The organism is Sinorhizobium sp. CCBAU 05631, from assembly GCF_002288505.1.
GTDB classification, from domain to species: Bacteria; Pseudomonadota; Alphaproteobacteria; order Rhizobiales; family Rhizobiaceae; genus Sinorhizobium; species Sinorhizobium fredii_C.
The window spans coordinates 1369483-1390014 of record NZ_CP023064.1; the positions used below are offsets into that span (position 1 = coordinate 1369483).

Genomic DNA, 20532 nt, shown 5'->3' on the forward strand with positions numbered 1-20532 from the left:
CCACTCGTCCCAAAGGACGGGACCTGGCGACTTAGCGGGCTCGATGATTTGCCACCCCGAACCGCTCCGGAAGCACCCGGTCGCTCTCGCGCGCCTCGTTGACGCGATCGGGTATAGGGGCTTGTGGAATCACACAGCGCAGCCAACGTGGCCAGTCGTTCGCTTAGGCGCGGCGCCGCTCGCCGCATGCCCTTCGGTAGGAAAATCCATCTGTGCCGCGAGACCTTGCGGCGCTCTGTTCAGGAGTTCGATCGTGCCGCCATGTGCCCGCACGATGTCGTCGACGATCGAGAGCCCAAGACCGAACCCACCGCGGTCGGTCGATGTTCGCGCCGTATCGGCCTTGAAGAAAGGTTCGAGCACCCGGGTACGCAAACTGACGGGAAGGCCCGGGCCGTCATCGATGACGCATATTCTCAGGCTCCCATTTCCAAGGATCGAAAGCTCCACCGATATTTCGTGAGCGAACTTGGTGCTGTTTTCGACGAGGTTGGTGATCGCACGTGCCAGTGATCTCGGCTTGCAGCGATAGGCAAAGCGCTCCGGTCCCACATATCTCACATTGAAGCCGACGTCGGAGAAATCGGAACAAACAGTCGTCAACAGACTGGGCAGGTCGGCATTGACCGGTTTCTCGGCCGCCATCTCCTTGCTGAGATAGCTGAGCGTATCGTTGATCATGTCGCTGAGAGCTGAGATATCGTTCAGCAACGCTGCTTTCAGCTCCGGCTGCGTCGAGCGCTCCGCCCGCAGCCGCAGTCGCGTCAGTGGTGTACGGAGGTCGTGGCTTATTGCGCGCAGCATGCGCGTGCGGTCATCGATCATGCTGCGAACGCGGCTGCGCATGTCATTCAATGATTTCGCTAGGGTTCGGATTTCGGCCACTCCGCCTTCGTTGAAAGGCCTGTCGGGCCCGTCATCGGGCTTCAAGGTTTCTGCGGCCTGCGCAAATTCAAGAAGGGGAGCCGCGATCACCCGTGCCGCATAGAGCGACAGAAGAACCACGGGCAGGACAAGACCCATCAGTTGCAGGACGATGCTGACTTGCTGATCGCTGATCCATGCATCCGGAGGCGGTGGCGCAGGGAGGAACGCCAGAGCCCGGTCATCACCGACCCCGACGACCAGCACATCGTGTAGTTTTCCAGCGGAAGTCTTCGCCCGGAAAGCCGTTGCGAAGCTGGCTGGCAGATTGTTCTTCACAAGATGGCGGACATCCTCAAAGGAGATGTCCGTATCTGCCTGCTTCAAAAGCTCCGCTGCCGAGACCTGTTCGACCCGAAGCCCTGTCCCGGACGTGGCGTCTAGAATCGCCGCTCGTTGCTCTGCGGACGTGGACGCTCGAACCTGATCGACGACCGTCTCGATCTTCAAGGCCGTCGTTCTGGCATACGAAACACTCTCCAGATCGTCACGCAAGAGCAATTCGGAAATTACACCCAGCATGACGAGGCAGATGACGGGGCCGACAGCCAGGGCCGCAATCTGTCGGCGGATCGACCCAGCTTGAAAGCGTGCAAACATCAGTACGCCTCGACTTTGGGCGTGAACACGTAGCCGCCGAGCCGGACCGTCTTGATCAGGGTCGGCTCCCGAACATTGAATTCGATTTTCTGGCGAACTCGGCTGATGTGAACATCTATACTGCGTTCGACCGGACCTGCAGCACCGGCATGGGTCAGTCGGAGAAGCTGCTCACGCGTCATGACGCGACCGGGATTCTGGCAGAATGCGAGGAGAATATCGAACTCGGCCGTCGTCATCGAAACGTGCACGCCCTCCGGATTCACGAGTTGCCGCAGGATCGGATCGATCTGCCAACCGGCGAACTGCATGGCTGTCTGCTGCGGGGGGGAGATCGCTCCGTATGAGGCGCGCCGCAACAGCCCTTTTATTCGCGCCATCAATTCCCGCGGATGAAACGGCTTGGTAATGTAGTCGTCAGCTCCAAGCTCGATGCCTACAATGCGATTAATTTCATCGCCAAGTGCTGTGAGCATCACGATCGGAATGGTCGACGAGGCCCGCAGCCGCCGGCATATGCTGAACCCGTCTTCTCCCGGCAGCATGCCATCGAGCACAACCAGATCGAAGGACTGCTTCTTCAGGATTGCATCCATGTTAGCGGCTGAGCCAACCGCAGCAGCTTCGAAACCATTCTCCGTCAACATTTCGATGACCATCGCAGCGATCTCGTCGTCGTCCTCGACAAGAAGAATGCGAGGCACTGTCTCTGGCGCGATGAGATGTTGAGCTGTCATGTGGTTGCTCTTCAAGGGTGTGATCGAAAGCTGGGTTGAGGCACGATGTTTCATTGTCGCCAAAACACACCCAAAGTCACGGGTGAAGATATTTTGATATGTTAAGCTAAAGCTGGACCGTAGCGAGGCGCCACCACTCCGTCGGCCGCGCGACGATCATCGATACCGAAATCACCGGCTGGCCACACCATGACGAGTATTGGACCGAGCTTGTCTGAACGGATGGCTGGCCTTCAATTGTTCGGGTGCAGACAACTGGTCTGCACACTCACGCGGAAGCTGTGCGGACTGTTGCGAATGAGTGTCGTTCTGCACTCATTATCTGCGTTTCGCTCTGTTAGGCAGGACCCGCGGGGCCAGCGGCATCGCCACGCCAACATTTCTTAACATCAGAAAACCCAAGTTAACGACGTCGTCCGGGATAGTGCGGCCGCGAGAGGTATGACGCATTCCGCGTTGAACACTCTCTCGATCAGCCCCCAGGAGCGAGTTCGAATGTCATTGACCAAGTCCTTTTTAATCCGGCCGCGTGTCGCCATAGCTGCGGGTTTCGCGGTGTTTGCTTGCCCCCTGTTGCAGGCACGCGCTGCCGACCTTTACGAGAGCGGGGCGGCCGCCATTCCACCGTCAGGGAGCTTCGACAACGGACGCTTCGGTGGGATACGCCAGAAGCTTTCGGACTGGGACGTTATGGTCGGCGCCGGAGCCATCTATGCGCCAAAATTCGAAGGATCCGACGAGTTTGAACTCGTCCCCATTCCTATGATCTCCGCAACCTTCGGTGATCGCGTCACCGTCGATCCTGGCGGGGTGGCCGTCGACGTGTTCAAGTCCAACGGTTTCAAGTTCACGGTGAAGGGCGGCTACGACATGGGAGGGGGGCGCGATGAAGACGATTCCCCTCACCTTAAGGGCCTCGGTGACATCGACGCCGGCGCTGTCGTTGGAACGCAGATCTCGTATGAACTGGGGCCCATGGAACTTTATGCGTCTGTCGACAAAACGATTGGCGGCAGCAACGGTCTGCTCGGTGAAGTCGGAGCGAATGTCTCCCATCACCATGATCGCTTTATCCTTTCCGCGGGCGCTTCCGCGACATTCGCCGACGACAACCATATGGAGAGCTACTTTGGGGTAACGGCTGCCCAGTCCGCACGGTCAGGCTTGCGGCAATACGATGCAGGCGCGGGTCTCAAGCGCGTCGACCTCGAAGCCTCCGTGACCTACATGGCGACGGAAAACTGGCTGATCCGAGGCCAAGCAGGTGTCGGCTTCCTGACCGGCGACGCGAAGGACAGCCCGATCGTTCAGGACGATGTGCAGCCGTCAGCGATGTTGGTCGTCGGTTACAAGTTCTAGGAGACCAGCAGACAACAGCAATTCCGCTGGTCTCCCTGCATCGGGATCGGCGGAATTTCTGTGGCCGGCACAGCGCGACCCGGATCGTCGCGTTCGGCGACCAGCGTGCCTGGCGTCCCTGCCTTCGGCCTCCACAGAAAGACCGCTAGCCGTGCGGCAGTCTCCGGACGAGCACCGGAACCACGAACGAGGCTGCGAGCCGCAGTCGACAGACCGGCGACCGTGGCGTTGGCCGGCACGATGCGGGTGATGGTCGCGTGAACAACGAGATCGATATTCTCTTTCCTTTCCATAACACGGTTGAATACTTATCAGGGCAATGCGGGGAAGCGCCCCCTGCTAAGTGAGGGAAGACGGGTGCGGCTATCGCCACTGCGCCATCTGTGTGGCTGCCGGCGTGTCGGTGAACGAGGGCCTGTCTTTCCACAGGCTGTCGCTTGCCATTCTTGCGTACCCCAAGTTGTAGACCGAGCGCATGTAATTCGTATTGAATGGGTCGGTCATGTCGTAGGAAACCTGCGCATCGATCGAAGCCATCCGAAACCGAATGCCGGTCTTTTGGGCATAGGCGTAGGTAGCCAGCAGCGCGCTGCGTGTCTGTGCCTTGATGAGGAGTGAACTCGCCCTCGCCATGACGATCAACGTATTGTTTGTGGTCATGGCGAATTCCGGCATGAGGGCGTTGTTGACGAGAATGTACATGTTGAACTTAGGCCCTTTGGGCCATTCGTCCTCTTCTGCATTGGCAATCCACCCCTCCGGGATGGTCAGGATCTGGGAGGCTGCGCCTCCGTCGGAGTGCATCTCCTCAAACATTCGCCCACCGGCTTGGGCCTTGATGAGCACAGCGGGATAGAGGCCCGGGATGCTGGCCGATGCGATGATGATGTCCCGGAAGAGTTGCAACGCGTCGGGCCGGTTGCTGTCGGCGATGGCACCCATGTTCCAGATCACCGCTCTTTGGGAATCGAGGTTCGAGGTCAAAACGAGCAAGCGCCGTCCTTTGCGATGCTCCACGGCGATTCTCGCCAGTGTGTCGTGCGTCAGATACCGTTCGACCATTTTCCGAAGCGGTTCCTGGTTGAGGAGACTTGCGCCCAGCAGCCCCCTGGGCAGAAATCTCACGTCGACCAACTCCTGGGCGACGCCGCTTGTATAAAGATCGACCAGCGCCTTGTCGTAGGCCGGCCCGAGAAAGGCATAAGGTGCAATCAACGCACCCGTGCTGACGCCGCTGACCATGTCGAATTCGGGCCGTTGTCCCTTGTCCGACCAGGCCTTCAGCGCTCCGACACTGAACGCGCCCCCGGCCCCTCCGCCCGACAATACGAGGTAGTTGATTTCCTTGTGTCTCAGGATAGGAAGCCAAGCACGTCCCTGGGGCAAACTTCCACGCGAATCCGCGTAAATGCGGATATCGCCAAACCCCTCGACACTGGCTGCCGATGCGGCTTTTGGCCCGTAAGGAATACGGCCCGGCGCCATACAACCAGCAAGAAACGCCAACAGGAGGATAGCCAGCAGTCGAGGCATATCTGTAGCCTCTACCTGCAATTCCGACGAGACATCAAAGCGTCCGCCAGCCGTCCACCAGCCGCCGTGAATGCCGCTTCCGCTTCGAAGCCTGTTCGCCCGACTTGGTGACCGCAGTAGCAAACCTTCATAGTTCACAGCCAGATTTCTTCGAGATATCTCTGGCGGAACTAATCGATTCTGTCGTTGGCTTGGGTTTCCTCTTGTTAAGAGTTGTTAAGCCGCATCCGCAGGAGCAACGGCGGATAATACGATTGCACGAGTAACTATGGAGCCCGGAGTGCCTTTCTGCCCGGTACCGCCCGACATCAAACTTAATCTATCTTAATCGATCTTCGACCCCGCCTCACATTCGATCCGCTACATCCCGTGCAGGAAAGTAAGGGATTGTGAGTGCAGTAAATGAAGGCGGCCCATCGTAGAATCGTCGACATCGGCAGCATTGCGGCCTGCCTAGTCGTCTCAGGCTGCACGGTCGTAGCCGATCTCAGGAAACCCGACGTTGAGATCGCAAATGTCTGGCATGCGACTTTCCCGCATGGCGGCCGGACCAGTGATCTTGTGTCCTGGTGGTCGACCTTCAGCGATCCGTCGCTGACAACGCTCGTCGCAATGGCACAAGCCAAAAGCCCCGGCCTGGAAGCCGCAGCAGCTGAGATCGAGAGCGCCCGTGCCACGCTGGCGTCCGCACAATCGAACCTCTTTCCGGGGCTCAGCGGCTCGGCTTCGCTCGCGCGCTCGGGCGCTGGCGGCAACGGTGCCAGCGAAGCTGCGGCCTCCACGATGACGAGCGGCAGCCTCGACGCCGCCTGGGAGCTCGACCTGTTCGGCAAAGTGCGGCAGAAAAGCGAGGCAGCACGGTTGAGGGTTGACGAAAGGATCGCCGATTGGCACGGCGCGCGCGTATCGCTCGCCGCCGAGGTGGCGGACTATTATGTGCAATACCGTGCCTGTCGGCAGCTAGAGCGTACCTATACTGCCGAAGTAGCCTCGCAGCGCGAGACGATCCGGGCAACCGAGACGGCGGCGGCCTCTGGCTTCACGTCGAGCAGCGACCTTGCACTGGCCCGGGCGAGCGCTGCGGCCTCAGCCTCGACACTCACTGCGCAGCGCGCCGAGTGCGAACTTCTCATCAAGTTACTCACCCGCCTTACCAGCGGCGACGAGCCTCGTGTGCGCAATCTTCTGGCGAAAGGCTGGTCGGACATTCCGACGCCGAAGACCTTCAGCGTCGCGGCCGTGCCAGCCGATGCCCTGCGGCAACGCCCTGACATCAACGCGCTGGAACTCGAGGTCGCCGCTTCACTCGCCGAGGTCGGAGCGGCCAAAGCAGATCTCTATCCGAGCCTTAGCCTCGGCGGCTCCGTGACGATCGGCAGTTCTTCGCTGACGGGAACTTCGGCGCCCTGGTCCTTCGGCCCGGCCCTTTCAATCCCGCTCTTCAACGGCGGTTCGCGCCGCGCGGCGGTGGCAAGCGCGGTAGCCGCCTACGATCTGGCAGTGGCCGCCTACAAATCAGGCGTGCTGGATGCAGTCGCCGAAGTCGAAGCCGCGCTCGTGCGGATCAACAGCACGCGACGGCGCATCGGCGACGCGACGGTCGCGGCGCGCAACTACCGCGCCTATTTCAACGCCGTGGATTCAAACTGGAAAGCGGGCGGCGCGAGCCTTCTCGACCGTGAGACCGCCCGGCGGTCGGCGCAGTCGGCAGAACTCTCGCTCATCGAGATCCGCCGCGACTCGGTACGCTACTGGATCGCACTCTACAAAGCACTCGGCGGCGGCTGGAATACGAGCGCCGCGGCCTCCGGAACTCTCCAGAAAAAATCAAAAGGAAATCAGCTCTGATGCGAGCGAAACCCCTTGTTGTTGCCCTTTTCCTCGGTGTGAAGCTCGTTTCGGCCGCGGCGCCTGTGCTCGCGCAAAAGACCGAGGCAGCAGCGCTTACCGTCGCCGTAGCAAAGCCTGCAGAACGCCAGTGGCCTGAGACGATACCGGCCAGCGGCTGGCTGAAACCATGGCACGAGGCGGTCATCGCTGCGGAGATCGATGGCCTGCGTGTGACCGATGTCCTTGTCGATGTCGGATCGGTCGTCTCTCGAGGTCAGCCCCTCGGCCGACTTGCCGACGAATCGGTGCGCGCTGAACTGCATTACCAGGAGGCGGCGCTGGCAAGCGCCAGGGCCGACCTCGCCAAGGCGAGGGCGAATGCCGGCCGGGCACGCAAGGTGGAGGGAAGCGGCGCGCTTTCGGATGAGAAGATCAACGAATACCTGATCGCCGAGCAGACGGCGATCGCCGGTGTCGAATCCGCCGAAGCCTCGCTGGAAAGCCAAAAGATCAAGCTTGCCAAGACAACCATCCTGGCCGCGGACGATGGGCTGATCACATCCCGCTCGGCCCAGCTTGGCGCGGTCGTCTCCTCCGGCACGGAACTGTTCCGCATGATCCGCCAACAGCGCGTCGAATGGCAGCCGGAAGTGTCTGCACGCTATTTGCCGCGCATCAAGGAAGGCCTGGCCGCTACGTTCGTCGGTCCCGGTGACCGACGCGTCAAAGGGACAGTTCGGCTCGTCGGCCCGACCGTCAGCACCGATACCGGACGGGCACTCCTCTATGTGGCGCTGCCGCAGGAGGCGCGCCCTCCCATCGGCCTTTACGTCACCGGTCAGATCGAACTTGACACCACGGCGGCGCTAACCGTGCCCGAGACGGCGCTGATCCTGCGTGACGGCATCTCTTACGTCTTCACCGTGGACGCAGATAAGCGCGCTTCCCGCGTTCGTGTGGAAACCGGCCGCCGCAATGGTAGCGAAGTGGAGATCCTCTCGGGCCTCGACCGCTCGGCCGAGGTCGTGATGGCGGGCGGCGCTTTCCTTTCAGACAAGGCCTTCGTCCGCGTGGTCGGTGACGCGCTCGTTCAGCTCGAAGAGGGAGAAGCCCGATGAACTTTTCCGCCTCGTCGATCCGCAATCCGGTTCCCGCCATCCTGCTGTTCATCCTGCTGACCGTCGGCGGCCTGCTCGCCTTTGACCGGCTCGCGGTGCAGAATTTTCCCGACATGGACCTGCCGACCGTTCAGGTCAGCGCCTCGCTTGACGGTGCCGCGCCGGCCCAGCTCGAAACGGAAGTCGCGCGCAAGATCGAAGACAGGCTCGCCTCACTGAGCCTCCTCGACCACATCACGACGAAGGTCTCGGACGGGAGCGTCACCATCAATGTCTCGTTTCAGCTCGGAAAGAGCAGCGAGGAAGCATTGAGCGAGGTGCGCGATGCCGTCGACAGCGCGAGCGGCGACCTGCCTTCCGAGATGCAGGCACCGGGCGTGACCAAGGCGACGGTGCAGGGCTCCGCTCTCCTCACCTATGCTGTGCGCTCCACGCGCCTCAACGAGACGGAACTCTCCTGGTTCGTCGACAACGACATGACGAAAGCCCTGCTTTCCGTACCCGGCGTCGGCGAGGTCAGCCGGATCGGCGGCATCGACCGTGAAGTGCACATCGACCTCGACCCCCAGATGATGAGCGCGCTCCGCCTCAGCGCGGCGACAGTTTCCACACAGCTCAAGTCCGTGCAGTCGGACACATCGGGCGGCCGGGCCGAGATCGGCGGCGGCAAGCAGGGGATACGCACGCTCGGCGCGGTTTCCTCGATCGAGGAACTGAAGGCGCTCGCGATCCCGCTTCCGAGCGGCGTGTTGGTGCGGCTGGACGAGATCGGCGCAGTGACGGACAGTTTTGCCGACCGGTCGTCGATAGCCTATCTCGATGGCGAACCCGTGATCGCTGTCGAGGTCAAACGATCGAACGGCTTTTCGGACACGGGGGCTGCGGCCGCCATCGACGCGGCCATGCAGGATTTTGCTGCCTCCAATCCCGATGTCGAGATCGTCAAGGCTTACAGCACGGTCGGGCCGATTGTCGAAAATTATGCTGGCTCGATGCACATGCTCTACGAGGGCGCGATTCTCGCGGTCGTGGTGGTCTGGCTCTTCCTGCGCGACTGGCGGGCGACTTTTCTCTCGGCGGTGGCGCTGCCGCTATCGGTCATTCCGACCTTCCTTGTAATGTATCTGGCGGATTTCAGCCTCAATACGGTCACGCTGCTCGCGCTCTCGCTCGTGGTCGGCATCCTCATCGACGATGCCATCGTCGAGATCGAGAACATCGCGCGCCATCTGCAAATGGGAAAGCCGCCGAAGGAGGCTGCGCTCGAAGCTGCCGATGAAATCGGCCTTGCCGTCATCGCCACGACCTTGACGCTCGTCGCGGTCTTCCTGCCGACCGCCTTCATGAGCGGCATTCCAGGCCTGATCTTCCGCCAGTTCGGCGTGACGGCAGCCGTGGCGGTTCTCGCCTCACTGGTCGTCGCGCGCCTGCTCACGCCGATGATGGCCGCATACATCATGAAGGCGCACCCCGTCGAGGCAAAGGATGGCCGGATCATGCGTGCCTACATGACCGTCGTCAAAACCTGCCTGCATCATCGCAAGCTGACCATTCTCGGCGTTTGCTTGTTCCTCGGGCTCTCCCTCTCGATGATTCCCATGCTCAGCACCGGTTTCCTGCCTCCGTCGGACGACGCGCAGACGCAAGTCACCCTGACACTGCAACCCGGCAGTACGATCCAACAAACGGACGCGACCACACGGCGAGCGGCGGATATCGTTTCCGATCTGCCGGACGTCACACGCGTGTTCTCCGCGGTCGGTAGCGCCTCGTCAGGCGACCTTATCGCTTCCTCGGCGACAATCGACACGGCGACCGCCGCACTCGTCGTCGACCTAAAGAAGATCGGCCAACGCAGCCGCAAGCAGGCCGAGATCGAAAACGACATTCGGCAGGCGCTTGCCGTTGTTCCAGGCGCCAGGATCGAGGTGGGCACGGGCGGCAATGGCACGACGCTGGACATCACGCTCGCGAGCGACGATTCCAATGCACTCGACCGGGCGGCCACAACGCTCGAAGAGCAACTGCGTACCCTCCAGGGCATCGGCGCGGTGTCCTCCAGTGCCTCCCTCCAGGCCCCGGAAATCCAGATCGTCCCGGATCTCGACAGCGCCGCCGCCCTCGGCGTCACGGCAGAAGCGATTTCAGAGGCGGTCCGCGTGGCAACGAACGGAGATTATTCTTCCGCGCTCGCCAAGCTCAACTTGCCACAGCGCCAGCTTCCGATCCGCGTCCGATTCGATCCCAGAAACCGGACGGCACTCGACGACATCGCCAATCTGCATGTTGCCGGCGTCAGGGGCAGCGTCGATCTCGGCTCGGTCGCCGACATCCGCGTCGGCGGGAGCCCGTCGCAGATCAGCCGCATCGACCGCTTGCGAAACGTCACGCTGTCGGTCGAACTCAACGGCCGCATCCTCGGTGAGGTCTTTCGCGAGGCGCAGGCATTGCCCGCCCTGCAGAACCTTCCGGACGGTGTCAAGCTTGTCGAACAGGGGGAACTGCAGCGAAGCTCCGAACTGTTCGACAACTTCGCCGTCGCGATGGGAATCGGCGTGTTCTGCATCTATGCGGTGCTGGTGTTACTCTTCCATGACTTCTTGCAGCCGTTGACGATCCTGACAGCCCTTCCGCTGTCGCTGGGGGGTGCCTTGCTGCCTCTGGTGCTGACCGGCACGAGCTTTTCGATGCCGGTGGTGATCGGCCTACTCATGCTGATGGGCGTCGTGACGAAGAATTCGATCCTGCTCGTCGAATACGCGATTATGGGGCGGCGCGGCGGCATGTCTCGGTTCGACGCCCTCGTCGATGCCTGCCATAAGCGAGCCCGCCCAATCGTGATGACGACGATCGCCATGAGCGGCGGCATGTTTCCGGTGGCCGTGAGCCTTAGCGGGGGCGATGCGAGTTTCCGTCAACCGATGGCGATCGTCGTCATCGGCGGCCTCATGACCTCCACGGTACTCAGCCTCATCGTCATCCCCATCATCTTCACCCTCGTCGACGACTTCCTGCTGCTTCTCAAGCGGATCTTCCAAGGAAGACTAGAGGAAGGACCGTTTACCTGCTCAATTCCTCTCAAAAAATTCAAATCTTACACGGAAGTAGATCAATGACCCACTCTGCAACACGGCCGGAACGGCCATTCAGACAGAAGGTGAGAATTCTGCTGCTCTGGGCGCTCGCGACGGCCTTCGTGATCCTCAATCTCATCAGTCGCCCCGTTCGCCCAGGCTATAGCCTGCTCGAAAGTATTCTTGAGCAGGCCGGTACCTTGTTAGTCATCGTTGGGGTGATCGGCCGGATCTGGTCGATCCTCTACGTGGGCGGAAGAAAGAATGCCGAGCTCGTGACCCAAGGCCCTTACTCGATCACCCGCAACCCCCTTTACTTCTTTTCTCTGATGGCGATCTTCGGAGTTGGTCTGGTGTTCGGTTCAATTATGGTAACGGCATTTTTTACCATTCTGGCGTATTTCATTTTCTTGTATACCGCGAACCGAGAGGCGGCATATCTGTCGCGCGTCTTTGGTAAGGAATTCGACGACTACGCCCGTGGCACGCCGCTGTTTTGGCCGGACTTTTCAGGTTTCCAATGGGGCCCGGAACGGAGCTTTTCGCCCAGAGCGCTACGAGTGACCGTGCGCGACGCACTCTTCATTGTGGCGCTCGTGCCGGTTTCCGAGTTCTTCGAGTACCTCCACAGCCAAGGCTATTTGTTGGCCGCGGTCACCTTACCCTAATCAGCCGTCGGACGCCCAAAGCCTCCCCGTGTCACGTGCAGGGCGGCTTCAAGGCAGAACTTGGCGCATCATGCCCATTCAGCTCCCGTCGTCCGACTTCCGCTGTCCACCCGACTGCGACGTGACCCTGAACCGGACCGATCGACCCGTTGCGGTCGATCAACTATCTTTTGGCAATCGTCCGTTCTGCACCTTGTGGCGGACCTAAATGCGTTCAACTGCCGAAACCGCTGCCTCCACTGCCAGCGCGCTTATTGGCATTCCCGTCCCTCCTGATGCCATTCATGAAGACATCAGATTTTTTTCAGATTCCGATCGGGATTTCGGTCCTACCCTCCGGCGATAACTGATGACGCGAGGTGCGCAGAGCGCCTCAGTTTTCCAGATCGTTTGGGGTGTACCGCCGGACAGCAATGACCGGCGACAGCCTCTCTTGGGGGTTCGAATATGCCGAATAGCCGCATCAAAAGCCGCCGTTCATTGGTCCTCTCTACCCTTGCGCTTTGCCTTGCCTCGGCCGGTTTCGTTGGTTGGTCCAACGCAAACAGCAGCGACGGCAACGTCGTCACGACGGGCAATTCGGACGGGCGCGAGGTCCGGATCGTCAGGACGCTGACGGTAGAGCCCAGGGCGATGCCCGTCCGCAACAGCGCCGTCGGGGAAATCCGTCCGCAGCGCGAGAGCGATTTTGCTTTCCGGCTCTCCGGCAAGCTCGTGTCGCGAACTGTCGAAGTCGGGGCGAAAGTCAGGAAGGGCGATGTGCTCGCACGGCTCGATGATCAGGAATATCGCAATCGCCTGAGAAGCGCCAAAGCCGATCAGCAGGCGGCCGAGGCCGCCGTCGTCGAGGCGCGGGCGAGCGAGGTTCGCATCAGAAGATTGCTGGAGCACGGATATACGACGCGCGCCAATCACGATGCTGCCTTAAAGAACTTGCGTTCGACCGTCGCCAAGCTCGAGGCGATGACTGCCGCCTTCGACATGGCCAAGGATCAGCTCGCCTATACCGAACTCCGGGCCGATTTCGACGGCATCATCACCGCCGTGGGCGCTGAGGAAGGCCAGGTCGTCAATGTCGGGCAGATGGTCGCGCGTATTGCCAATCCGACCAACAAGGACGCCGTTTTCTCGATCGCCGAGGCGATGTTCGCGGCCCACCCGGCCGAGAGGGCAGGCGCTCGGATCACAATCTCGCTCCTCAGTGATCCTTCCGTTGCCGTCCTCGGTTTCGTGCGCGAGGTCGCGCCGATGGCGGATGCGGCGACGCGCACCTATCAGGTCAAAGTGGCGCTGCAAAATGCGCCCGAGGCAATGCGCTTCGGCGCCAGCGTGGCCGGCCGGGTGGAGCGGCCCGGCGATCCGGTTGTCACCATTCCCGGAAGTGCCCTGTTCGATCTGCGTGGCGAGCCCGCGGTTTGGGTTGTGGGCGCAGACGACACGGTCGCGCTGAAGCCGATAGTCGTTGCCCATTACGAGCCCGACCGTGTCGTTGTGAGCGACGGTCTGACCAAGGGAGACATTGTCGTTACGGCCGGCGTTAACCGGCTGCGGGACCGGCAGAAAGTCCGCATCGAAGGAGACGGCAAATGAACGCTCTCGATACTGAAGTCCTGATCGTCGGCGCCGGGCCGACGGGCCTGACCCTTGCCCTCTGGCTCGCTCGCCTGGGCGTCGACATCCGCGTCATCGACAAGTCGGCCGGGCCCGGCGAAACGTCGCGCGCCCTTGCCGTGCAGGCTCGGACGCTCGAATTCCACCGGCAGATCGGCGTCGTCGATGACGTGCTCGAGGCCGGCATCCGCCTCGAGCAATTGACCGCCCGCACGCCGCGGAAAGTAAGCGCCATCATCCCCTTGAGCAGGTTCGGCGAAGGCGTCAGCCGCTATTCCTATGCCTTCGCGCTGCCGCAGGACATCCATGAGCGCGTGCTTATGGCTCACCTCGAGGAGGCCGGTGTCCACATCGAACGGCAGACCGAACTTGTGGCGATCGAGGAAAAGAATGACGGCGTGACCGTCACGACTATTCGCGAGGGCGTCGAGAGGACCTTCAAGACCCGCTACATCTGCGGCTGCGACGGCGCGCGCAGCACCGTTCGCCATGCCCTCGGAATCGGCTTTCCCGGCGGCACCTACGACCAGTCCTTCTATGTCGCCGATGTCGCCGGCGAAGGAGAAGTGACGCGGAACGGCATGGACGTCTGCCTTGGCAGCTACGGCTTCGCCCTGGTCATGCCGGTGCGGCAGACTGGCAGCATCAGGTTGATCGGCGTGGTTCCGGAGGCGCATCAAAGAGACCCTGTCATCACCTTTGAAGCCATTCGTCCGGAAATCGAGTGCCACACCGGCATTGCAATCAAGGCGCTCAACTGGTTCTCGACCTATCGCGTGCACCATCGCGTCGCGGAGCGGTTCCGCGTCGGCCGTGCCTTTCTGCTCGGAGATGCTGGACATATCCATAGCCCTGCCGGCGGCCAAGGGATGAACACCGGCATTGGCGACGCCGTCAACCTCGCCTGGAAACTCGCAGCCGTGCTGCAAGGTCGCGCCGCCGCTTCACTGCTCGACACCTACGAGACCGAGCGCCTCGCCTTCGCCCGCGTGCTGATCAAGAGCACAGACCAGGCCTTCAAGCTCGTATCGGGTCGCTCCTGGCTCCTCGGGCTGTGGCGGCGCTACGCAATGGCAAAGGTGATCTCGGCGATCACCCGCACGAAGATCGGCTCCCGCGCCTTCTTCGCGCTCATCTCTCAGACCGGCATCACCTATCGAAACAGCGCCCTCAGCTCCGGCCGCTCCGGTGCTGTCCAGGGCGGCGACCGGCTGCCATGGGTGCCATTTGGACAAGGCGATAACCATGCATGTCTCACCACCCTCGACTGGCAGGTCCATGTCTATGGTGAGGTCGAGCCGGCGTTCGGCGCAGCGATTTCGCTCGCCGGCATCCCGCTTCACCGTTTCGACTGGAGCACCGCGGCATGCCGGGTCGGAATAGTCAGGAACACGGCCTATCTCGTGCGGCCGGACGGCCATATCGCGATCGTCGCGAAGCAGGACGCAACTGCCTTCGAGCGCTTCATCGAGACCTATGCAATCAAACCGAGGCACGTCGAACCGTCGACGATCGAGCGCTTGTGCTCGCTCGCTGCGATCTAGCGCCGGTGGTTTGTCGTGGGAGGAATATCATGACGAGTTGCAACCTTTCCGACTGGGCACTGCGCCACAAAAGCATCGTCGTCTACATGATGGTGGTGGCCGCGCTTGCCGGTCTCTGGGCCTATTCGACCCTGGGGCGGGAAGAAGACCCGGCCTTTACCATCAAGACGATGGTGGTGAAGACGCTGTGGCCGGGTGCCACCGCCGTCGACACCGTCAACCAAATCACCGACCGCATTGAGAAGAAGCTGGAGGAACTCCCGAACCTCGACTACGTGAAGAGCTACACCAAGCCTGGCGAATCCGTCGTCTTCGTCAACCTCAAGGACACGGTACCGGCGGCCGAGGTGCAGCCTCTCTGGTACCAAGTCCGCAAGAAGATGGACGACATAAAGTCCACGTTGCCCTCCGGCGCGATGGGTCCCAACTACAATGACGAGTTCGGCGACACTTATTCACTAATTTATGCACTGACCGCGGACGGCTTGTCGCATCGTGAGCAGAAAGACCTGGCGCTCAGCCTCAGGGCCGATTTCCTGCAGGTTCCGGACGTCGCCAAGGTCGATCTGATCGGCCAGCAGGACGAGAAGATCTATCTGGAGTTCTCGACGGAGAAGGTGGCGGCGCTCGGACTCGATGTAGGCACTATCTCGCAGGCTCTGCAGGCGCAGAATGCACTTCAGCCTAGCGGAACCGTCGACGCCGGACCCGAACGCATCGCTATCCGCGTCTCCGGCGAGTTCACCTCCGAAGAAAGCCTGAAGGCGATCAATCTCTATACCGACGGCAAGTACTTCCGTCTCGGAGACCTCGCTGAAGTCAAGCGCACCTATTCCGACCCGCCGCAGCCGCTATTCCGCTTCAACGGACAGCCGGCGATCGGCATCGCCATCTCGATGACATCAGGTGGCGACGCGCTCGCGCTCGGCGAACACCTGAAGGAAAAGGTCGAGGAATTGAGGCGCGACCTGCCGATCGGTGTCGAACTTTCGCTGACCGCCGACCAGTCGCGCATCGTCGAGGAATCTGTCGGCGAGTTCACCAGGAGCCTCGCCGAGGCGGTGGCGATCGTGCTTGCGGTTTCCTTCCTCGCCCTTGGCTGGCGACCGGGCATCGTCGTGGCGGTGGCCATTCCCCTGGTGTTGGCGATCACCTTCGTGCTGATGGGTTACTTTGGTATTTCGCTGCAGCGCATTTCGCTCGGCGCCCTGATCATCGCATTGGGTCTTCTCGTCGACGACGCGATGATCGCTGTCGAGATGATGATCTCCAAGATGGAGGAGGGGTACGATCGGGTCTCCGCTGCCACTTACGCCTATTCATCCACGGCATTTCCGATGCTGACAGGCACTCTGGTGACGATTGCCGGCTTCGTTCCGGTGGGTTTCGCCAAGAGCGGCGCCGGCGAGTACTGCTTCTCGCTCTTCGCCGTGGTGGGCATCGCGCTGATCGTCTCATGGGTTGTCGCCGTGCTCTTTACGCCGCTTACCGGCGTCGCCATCCTGCCGGAGCGCATCGCGACACATGGCGCGCACGAAAGCTCACGCATGCTCCGCTGGTTCCGTCGCGTGCTGGAGCAGTCCATGCGGGCGAAGTGGACCGTGCTCGGTGCCACTGCCGGCCTCTTCGGACTTGCAGTGGTGGCGATGAACTTCGTGCCGCAGGAATTCTTCCCAAAGTCCGACAGGCCCGAAGTCATGGTCGACCTTACCCTGCCCCGCACCGCCTCCGTCGATGCGACGCGCCAGGTTGTCGGCCGTGTGGAAGAGATCCTGAAAAAGGATCCAGACATCGAGCATTGGACGTTCTATGTCGGTCAGGGCGCGGTGCGGTTCTATCTGCCTCTCGACGCCCAACTTGCGAACGACTTCTTCGCCCAGGCCGTAGTCGTGACTAAGGGGCCCGGAGTCCGCCCGGGCGTGATCGCTCGGCTGGAGGCGGCGCTTTCGAAAGATTTCGACGACGTCATGTCTCGCGTGACGCCGCTCGAAATGGGCCCGCCCGTCGGCTGGCCGCTGAAGTTCCGCGTATCCGGGCCCGACATGGACGCGACGCGCAGCTACGCGCACGAGTTTGCCCAGGTGATCGGCGCCAACCCGCATGTTCGCAACATCAACTACGACTGGAACGAGCCGGCCAAGGTGATCAAGGTCAGGGTCGACCAGGATCGCGCGCGGGCTCTCGGCATCAGCTCGCAGCAGCTCTCGGAAGCGATCAACACGGTGCTGAGCGGATCAACGATCACGCAAATGCGCGACAGCGCCCACCTGATCGATATTGTCGCGCGAGCCGTGCCGGAGGAACGGGCGAAGCTCGACACGCTCCGCAACCTGACCGTCACCGCCTCCGGTGGGCGGCGCATCCCGCTCGCCCATGTGGCCACCCTCGCCTATGCGACGGAGCCGCCACTGATCTGGCGCCGCGGCCGCGTGCCCACGGTCACGGTCCAGGCCGACGTCACGCCCGGCAGTGACCCGACTGCCATCGTCAAGGCACTCGACTCCGATATCAAGGCCTTCGAAGGGCGGTTGCCGCACGGCTACCACATTGCGCTCGGCGGCGTCATGGAGGACAGCGCCAGGGCGCAGACCAGCATCTACGTGGTCTTCCCGATGATGCTGCTGCTGATGACTACGGTGCTGATAGTTCAGCTCAAGAGCTTCCAGCGCCTCATCCTCGTGTTCATGACGGCACCACTCGCCCTCATCGGCGTTGCCGCGGCGCTGCTTCTCTCCGGGGCTCCGATGGGGTTCGTCGCGATCCTTGGCGTAATGAGCTTGGTCGGCATGGTGATCCGCAACTCCGTGATCCTGATCGCCCAGATCGACCAGCACGTCGCCGACGGTGAGGAGCCTTGGTCGGCGGTGATCAGCGCCACGGAACACCGCCTGCGGCCCATCCTGCTGACTGCCGCCGCGGCGATTCTCGGCATGATCCCAATTGCGCCGACGGTGTTCTGGGGTCCGATGGCCTACGCGGTCATGGGCGGCTTGGTGGTGGCGACGCTGCTCACGCTGGTCTTCCTGCCGACGCTTTATGTCGCTTGGTTCCGGATCAAGGCGCCAGAGCCAAGCTCGCAAAAATTGCATGAACTGGCCATCAAGCCGCCGGCCCAGCCCATGCCGATCTCGGCCTATTGAGTGAAACGCACTTCGAAGGAACATCAACATGCTTGCCTACAGAAATTTTCTCCTGCGCTTTGACGCAGCCTTCCTGCTCATTGCTTCGACCGGCGGCATGACGGTCGACATTGCGGGCTCCTTTCTTGCAAGAGGGCCGGAAGCGCTGCTCCTGAACGGGGTGCCCGGTGCCGCAATAGGTTTCATCGAAGCCCATGGTCTTGCCTTCATACTCGGGGTGATGCTGTGGCGAGCGGGGAGCAGTTTGCACGTCGTCGGGGCAGCGGTGCACCTGCTGCTCGGCACCGCCAATCTCCTGTTCTGGCAGTTTTTCATTCTGACCGGAACGCTTGCAGCAGGCTACATGACTGCCGGCCTGCACGGCTTCTTCGTCCTCGCCCATCTCGTCGCGTTCAATGCCGTTCGCTGGGAGGTGGCCGCTCGCTGATCCGCGCTCAACCCTGCGAATTCATTTTCCGGAAGCAACCCGACCAACCCGGATAAGGAACCTTCAATGACTGGAGCAAAATTTCACGCCTCCCGCGCGTTTGGGATCGCGATCGCCCTTACGGTCGCGTTGACCGATCTGATGGGGCTCTCGCCCGCCTTTTCCTTCGTCGGCAGCGCCCAGGCCCGCATTGGGCGCCCCTTGACGCCGGTAAGCGTTGCCGGCGTCACCCGCGCACCACGCGCCGCGTGATCCGCCGCACGGCCGTCACCGTTGCGGCACTCCCCACCGGCTGCGCCCTCACATATGTCAACGGCACCCCTGTCTGGCGGTGCGGCAGCGCCTATTATCAACCCTACCGGAGAGGTTATGTGGTGGTCGTGATCGATTGATTTGGCTCACGCGGCGGTGGCGCTCGACGGACCTACCGGGACGATGCTGGCTTCAGGTGCTGCCGAGAGCCAGCAGAACCCCGTCTGTCAGATGCTCGGCATCGCCGCGATGCTCGAAGGGTATGCCGCTCCTGGTGTAGTCGAGCGGGGAGAAAGAAGGGTCGCGTTCCCTGGCGCTGGCAAGCTGACGCCTTGCGTCCTCGATCCGGCCGAGCTGGGCATAGCAGGCGGCCAGCCGCGTCGATATCCACGGCGCCGGCCGCGTCGCCATTTCGAGCGCCTCCGCTGCCGCCCGATACTCGCCGATCAGATAGAGCGCGAGCGAGCGGTCGTACTGGCACCAGTGCGGCTGCAGCGGATCGATGCGGATCGCCCGGTCGAGCCAACCAAGCGCGTCGACGTGACGTCCTCGCATTGTCAGCACATAGCCCATCTGCTCGATCGAGTCGGCGTCGTACGGATTGAGCGTCAAGCCGATCCTGAGGTGGCGCTCCGCCGCCTCGTGTTCCCGCATGTAGAGTCTCACCAGGGATTGCACGCGTCGGCAGGGGGACTGATCCGGCGCGAGCGCCACGGCGCGCTCGACGAGATCATGCGCCTCTGCCAGCACTACCGGGCTGGCGCGCCCGAACTCGGCGATGACGATCCGCGACAGCGCCAGGTAGGCAAGGCCGAGGCCGTAATTCGGGTCCTTTTCCAAGGCTGCGAGGAAAAGGGTTTCCGCCCCCTGGAAATCGCTCTGAGCCGGATCGCGTAGCAAGGCAAAGCCACGAAGCACCAGTTCATAGGCGGCAAGGCTCGTGACGGGCTTCCGAATGGCCTGCTGCAGCCCGGCATTGTCGACGCGCGCCACCAAGCGGCCGACGATCGCTTCGACGATATCGCTTTCGGCAATAAAGAGGCCGGTCCCTTCGGTCACGTAGCGTTCGCCCCAGAGCTGGGTTCCGTTGGACGCATCGGCGAGACTGACAGCGGCGGCGATGCGGTCGCCATGTCGATTGACCGAGCCCTCGACCACATAATCAGCGCCAATGCGCGCGCGGATCTGCTGCCATTCCGGAGCGACGTAGGAAGCAAAGGAAAAACTCGAATTGCGCGCCAGCACCGTGAAGGTACCGAAGCGTGCGAGACCGTATATGATGTCCTCCGCAAAACCATCGACGAGCGCGTCGTCCGTCGGATTTCCGCTGTCATTTCGAAAGCGTAGTACGGCGACGATCGGCTGGCGTGACAGGTCCGGCATCTCCTCCGTGCCGACCGCGAGCATGTAGCCGCGTTTCGACACTGTCCGGATCATGCTTTCCCCGAGCGTCTTGCGGATTTCCCTGATCGACTGGGTCAGCGAATCCTCCGTAACATAGATCCCCGGCCAGGCTGCGTCCATTAGCTCGGATTTCGGAACCACGCGTCCTGAATTTTCCGCAAGATGGGCAAGGATCGTATAGGCTTTGGGCCGCAGGAAGACAGGGTCGGCGCCCCGCCGAAGCGTGCCTTGGGCCAGGTCCAGCGTAAAGCTGCCGAACCGGAAAACTGAGACGGTTGATTCCGGCATGCGGATCCCTCAATTGGAAGACG

General features: G+C 61.7%; 15 protein-coding genes. 10 read left to right on the forward strand and 5 right to left on the reverse strand.

What is annotated here, in order from left to right; genetic code table 11:
* Nucleotides 1–129: 129 nt before the first annotated feature.
* Together SS05631_RS25860 and SS05631_RS25865 are read right to left on the reverse strand one after the other, a co-directional pair.
* The gene (locus tag SS05631_RS25860; RefSeq protein ID WP_037415843.1) at nucleotides 130–1524 is read right to left on the reverse strand and encodes an ATP-binding protein; all 1395 of its coding nucleotides are present in this window, start codon (nucleotides 1522–1524) and stop codon (nucleotides 130–132) included.
* Nucleotides 1524–2261, reverse strand: a complete 738-nt coding sequence (locus SS05631_RS25865) for a response regulator transcription factor (protein WP_050988190.1) — start codon at nucleotides 2259–2261, stop codon at nucleotides 1524–1526. The genes SS05631_RS25860 and SS05631_RS25865 overlap by 1 nt, the downstream gene beginning before the upstream one ends.
* Before the next feature lie 495 nt (nucleotides 2262–2756).
* On the opposite strand from SS05631_RS25865, the gene SS05631_RS25870 reads away from it, so the two are divergent.
* The gene (locus tag SS05631_RS25870) at nucleotides 2757–3620 is read left to right on the forward strand and encodes a MipA/OmpV family protein (RefSeq protein ID WP_037415996.1); all 864 of its coding nucleotides are present in this window, start codon (nucleotides 2757–2759) and stop codon (nucleotides 3618–3620) included.
* On the opposite strand, the gene SS05631_RS31705 is transcribed toward SS05631_RS25870, so the two are convergent.
* Entirely contained in the window at nucleotides 3617–3913 is a 297-nt protein-coding gene (locus SS05631_RS31705) for a hypothetical protein (RefSeq protein WP_037415841.1), read from the reverse strand. The two genes, SS05631_RS25870 and SS05631_RS31705, sit on opposite strands and share 4 nt — an antisense overlap.
* A 70-nt stretch (nucleotides 3914–3983) precedes the next feature.
* Nucleotides 3984–5291 carry a patatin-like phospholipase family protein gene (locus SS05631_RS25880; RefSeq protein WP_234828220.1) on the reverse strand — a complete coding sequence of 436 codons (1308 nt, stop codon included), beginning with the start codon at nucleotides 5289–5291 and terminating at the stop codon, nucleotides 3984–3986.
* Nucleotides 5292–5555: 264 nt separating this feature from the next.
* On the opposite strand from SS05631_RS25880, the gene SS05631_RS25885 reads away from it, so the two are divergent.
* From SS05631_RS25885 to SS05631_RS31470, 9 genes are all read left to right on the forward strand, one after another.
* The gene (locus tag SS05631_RS25885; RefSeq protein ID WP_037415838.1) at nucleotides 5556–7001 is read left to right on the forward strand and encodes an efflux transporter outer membrane subunit; all 1446 of its coding nucleotides are present in this window, start codon (nucleotides 5556–5558) and stop codon (nucleotides 6999–7001) included.
* The gene (locus tag SS05631_RS25890; RefSeq protein WP_037415835.1) at nucleotides 7001–8101 is read left to right on the forward strand and encodes an efflux RND transporter periplasmic adaptor subunit; all 1101 of its coding nucleotides are present in this window, start codon (nucleotides 7001–7003) and stop codon (nucleotides 8099–8101) included. The genes SS05631_RS25885 and SS05631_RS25890 overlap by 1 nt, the downstream gene beginning before the upstream one ends.
* On the forward strand, nucleotides 8098–11217 hold the full coding sequence (locus SS05631_RS25895) for an efflux RND transporter permease subunit (protein ID WP_083853910.1): 3120 nt from the start codon (nucleotides 8098–8100) through the stop codon (nucleotides 11215–11217). Before SS05631_RS25890 ends, SS05631_RS25895 begins: the two co-directional genes overlap by 4 nt.
* Nucleotides 11214–11843: an isoprenylcysteine carboxylmethyltransferase family protein gene (locus SS05631_RS25900; RefSeq protein WP_037415830.1), complete on the forward strand. Its 630-nt coding sequence runs from the start codon at nucleotides 11214–11216 to the stop codon at nucleotides 11841–11843. Before SS05631_RS25895 ends, SS05631_RS25900 begins: the two co-directional genes overlap by 4 nt.
* Nucleotides 11844–12290: 447 nt before the next feature.
* Entirely contained in the window at nucleotides 12291–13433 is a 1143-nt protein-coding gene (locus SS05631_RS25905) for an efflux RND transporter periplasmic adaptor subunit (RefSeq protein WP_050988189.1), read from the forward strand.
* Entirely contained in the window at nucleotides 13430–14998 is a 1569-nt protein-coding gene (locus SS05631_RS25910) for an FAD-dependent oxidoreductase (RefSeq protein ID WP_050988188.1), read from the forward strand. Before SS05631_RS25905 ends, SS05631_RS25910 begins: the two co-directional genes overlap by 4 nt.
* A gap of 29 nt (nucleotides 14999–15027) precedes the next feature.
* Nucleotides 15028–18138: an efflux RND transporter permease subunit gene (locus tag SS05631_RS25915; protein ID WP_037415827.1), complete on the forward strand. Its 3111-nt coding sequence runs from the start codon at nucleotides 15028–15030 to the stop codon at nucleotides 18136–18138.
* Nucleotides 18139–18166: 28 nt separating this feature from the next.
* A complete protein-coding gene (locus SS05631_RS25920; RefSeq protein WP_037415824.1) occupies nucleotides 18167–18565 on the forward strand; it encodes a hypothetical protein in 399 nt (132 codons plus the stop codon).
* A 66-nt stretch (nucleotides 18566–18631) separates the two neighbouring features.
* On the forward strand, nucleotides 18632–18817 hold the full coding sequence (locus SS05631_RS31470) for a hypothetical protein (RefSeq protein WP_050988187.1): 186 nt from the start codon (nucleotides 18632–18634) through the stop codon (nucleotides 18815–18817).
* 192 nt (nucleotides 18818–19009) lie between these two features.
* On the opposite strand, the gene SS05631_RS25930 is transcribed toward SS05631_RS31470, so the two are convergent.
* Nucleotides 19010–20509: a winged helix-turn-helix domain-containing protein gene (locus tag SS05631_RS25930; RefSeq protein WP_037415821.1), complete on the reverse strand. Its 1500-nt coding sequence runs from the start codon at nucleotides 20507–20509 to the stop codon at nucleotides 19010–19012.
* Nucleotides 20510–20532: the final 23 nt, after the last annotated feature.

Bases quoted from the DNA above. Each gene is read 5' to 3' on its own strand.
- SS05631_RS25860 (WP_037415843.1), bottom strand. From the start codon at position 1,524: ATGTTTGCACGCTTTCAAGCTGGGTCGATCCGCCGACAGATTGCGGCC.
- SS05631_RS25865 (WP_050988190.1), bottom strand. From the start codon at position 2,261: ATGACAGCTCAACATCTCATCGCGCCAGAGACAGTGCCTCGCATTCTT.
- SS05631_RS25870 (WP_037415996.1), top strand. From the start codon at position 2,757: ATGTCATTGACCAAGTCCTTTTTAATCCGGCCGCGTGTCGCCATAGCT.
- SS05631_RS31705 (WP_037415841.1), bottom strand. From the start codon at position 3,913: ATGGAAAGGAAAGAGAATATCGATCTCGTTGTTCACGCGACCATCACC.
- SS05631_RS25885 (WP_037415838.1), top strand. From the start codon at position 5,556: ATGAAGGCGGCCCATCGTAGAATCGTCGACATCGGCAGCATTGCGGCC.
- SS05631_RS25890 (WP_037415835.1), top strand. From the start codon at position 7,001: ATGCGAGCGAAACCCCTTGTTGTTGCCCTTTTCCTCGGTGTGAAGCTC.
- SS05631_RS25895 (WP_083853910.1), top strand. From the start codon at position 8,098: ATGAACTTTTCCGCCTCGTCGATCCGCAATCCGGTTCCCGCCATCCTG.
- SS05631_RS25900 (WP_037415830.1), top strand. From the start codon at position 11,214: ATGACCCACTCTGCAACACGGCCGGAACGGCCATTCAGACAGAAGGTG.
- SS05631_RS25905 (WP_050988189.1), top strand. From the start codon at position 12,291: ATGCCGAATAGCCGCATCAAAAGCCGCCGTTCATTGGTCCTCTCTACC.
- SS05631_RS25910 (WP_050988188.1), top strand. From the start codon at position 13,430: ATGAACGCTCTCGATACTGAAGTCCTGATCGTCGGCGCCGGGCCGACG.
- SS05631_RS25915 (WP_037415827.1), top strand. From the start codon at position 15,028: ATGACGAGTTGCAACCTTTCCGACTGGGCACTGCGCCACAAAAGCATC.
- SS05631_RS25920 (WP_037415824.1), top strand. From the start codon at position 18,167: ATGCTTGCCTACAGAAATTTTCTCCTGCGCTTTGACGCAGCCTTCCTG.
- SS05631_RS31470 (WP_050988187.1), top strand. From the start codon at position 18,632: ATGACTGGAGCAAAATTTCACGCCTCCCGCGCGTTTGGGATCGCGATC.
- SS05631_RS25930 (WP_037415821.1), bottom strand. From the start codon at position 20,509: ATGCCGGAATCAACCGTCTCAGTTTTCCGGTTCGGCAGCTTTACGCTG.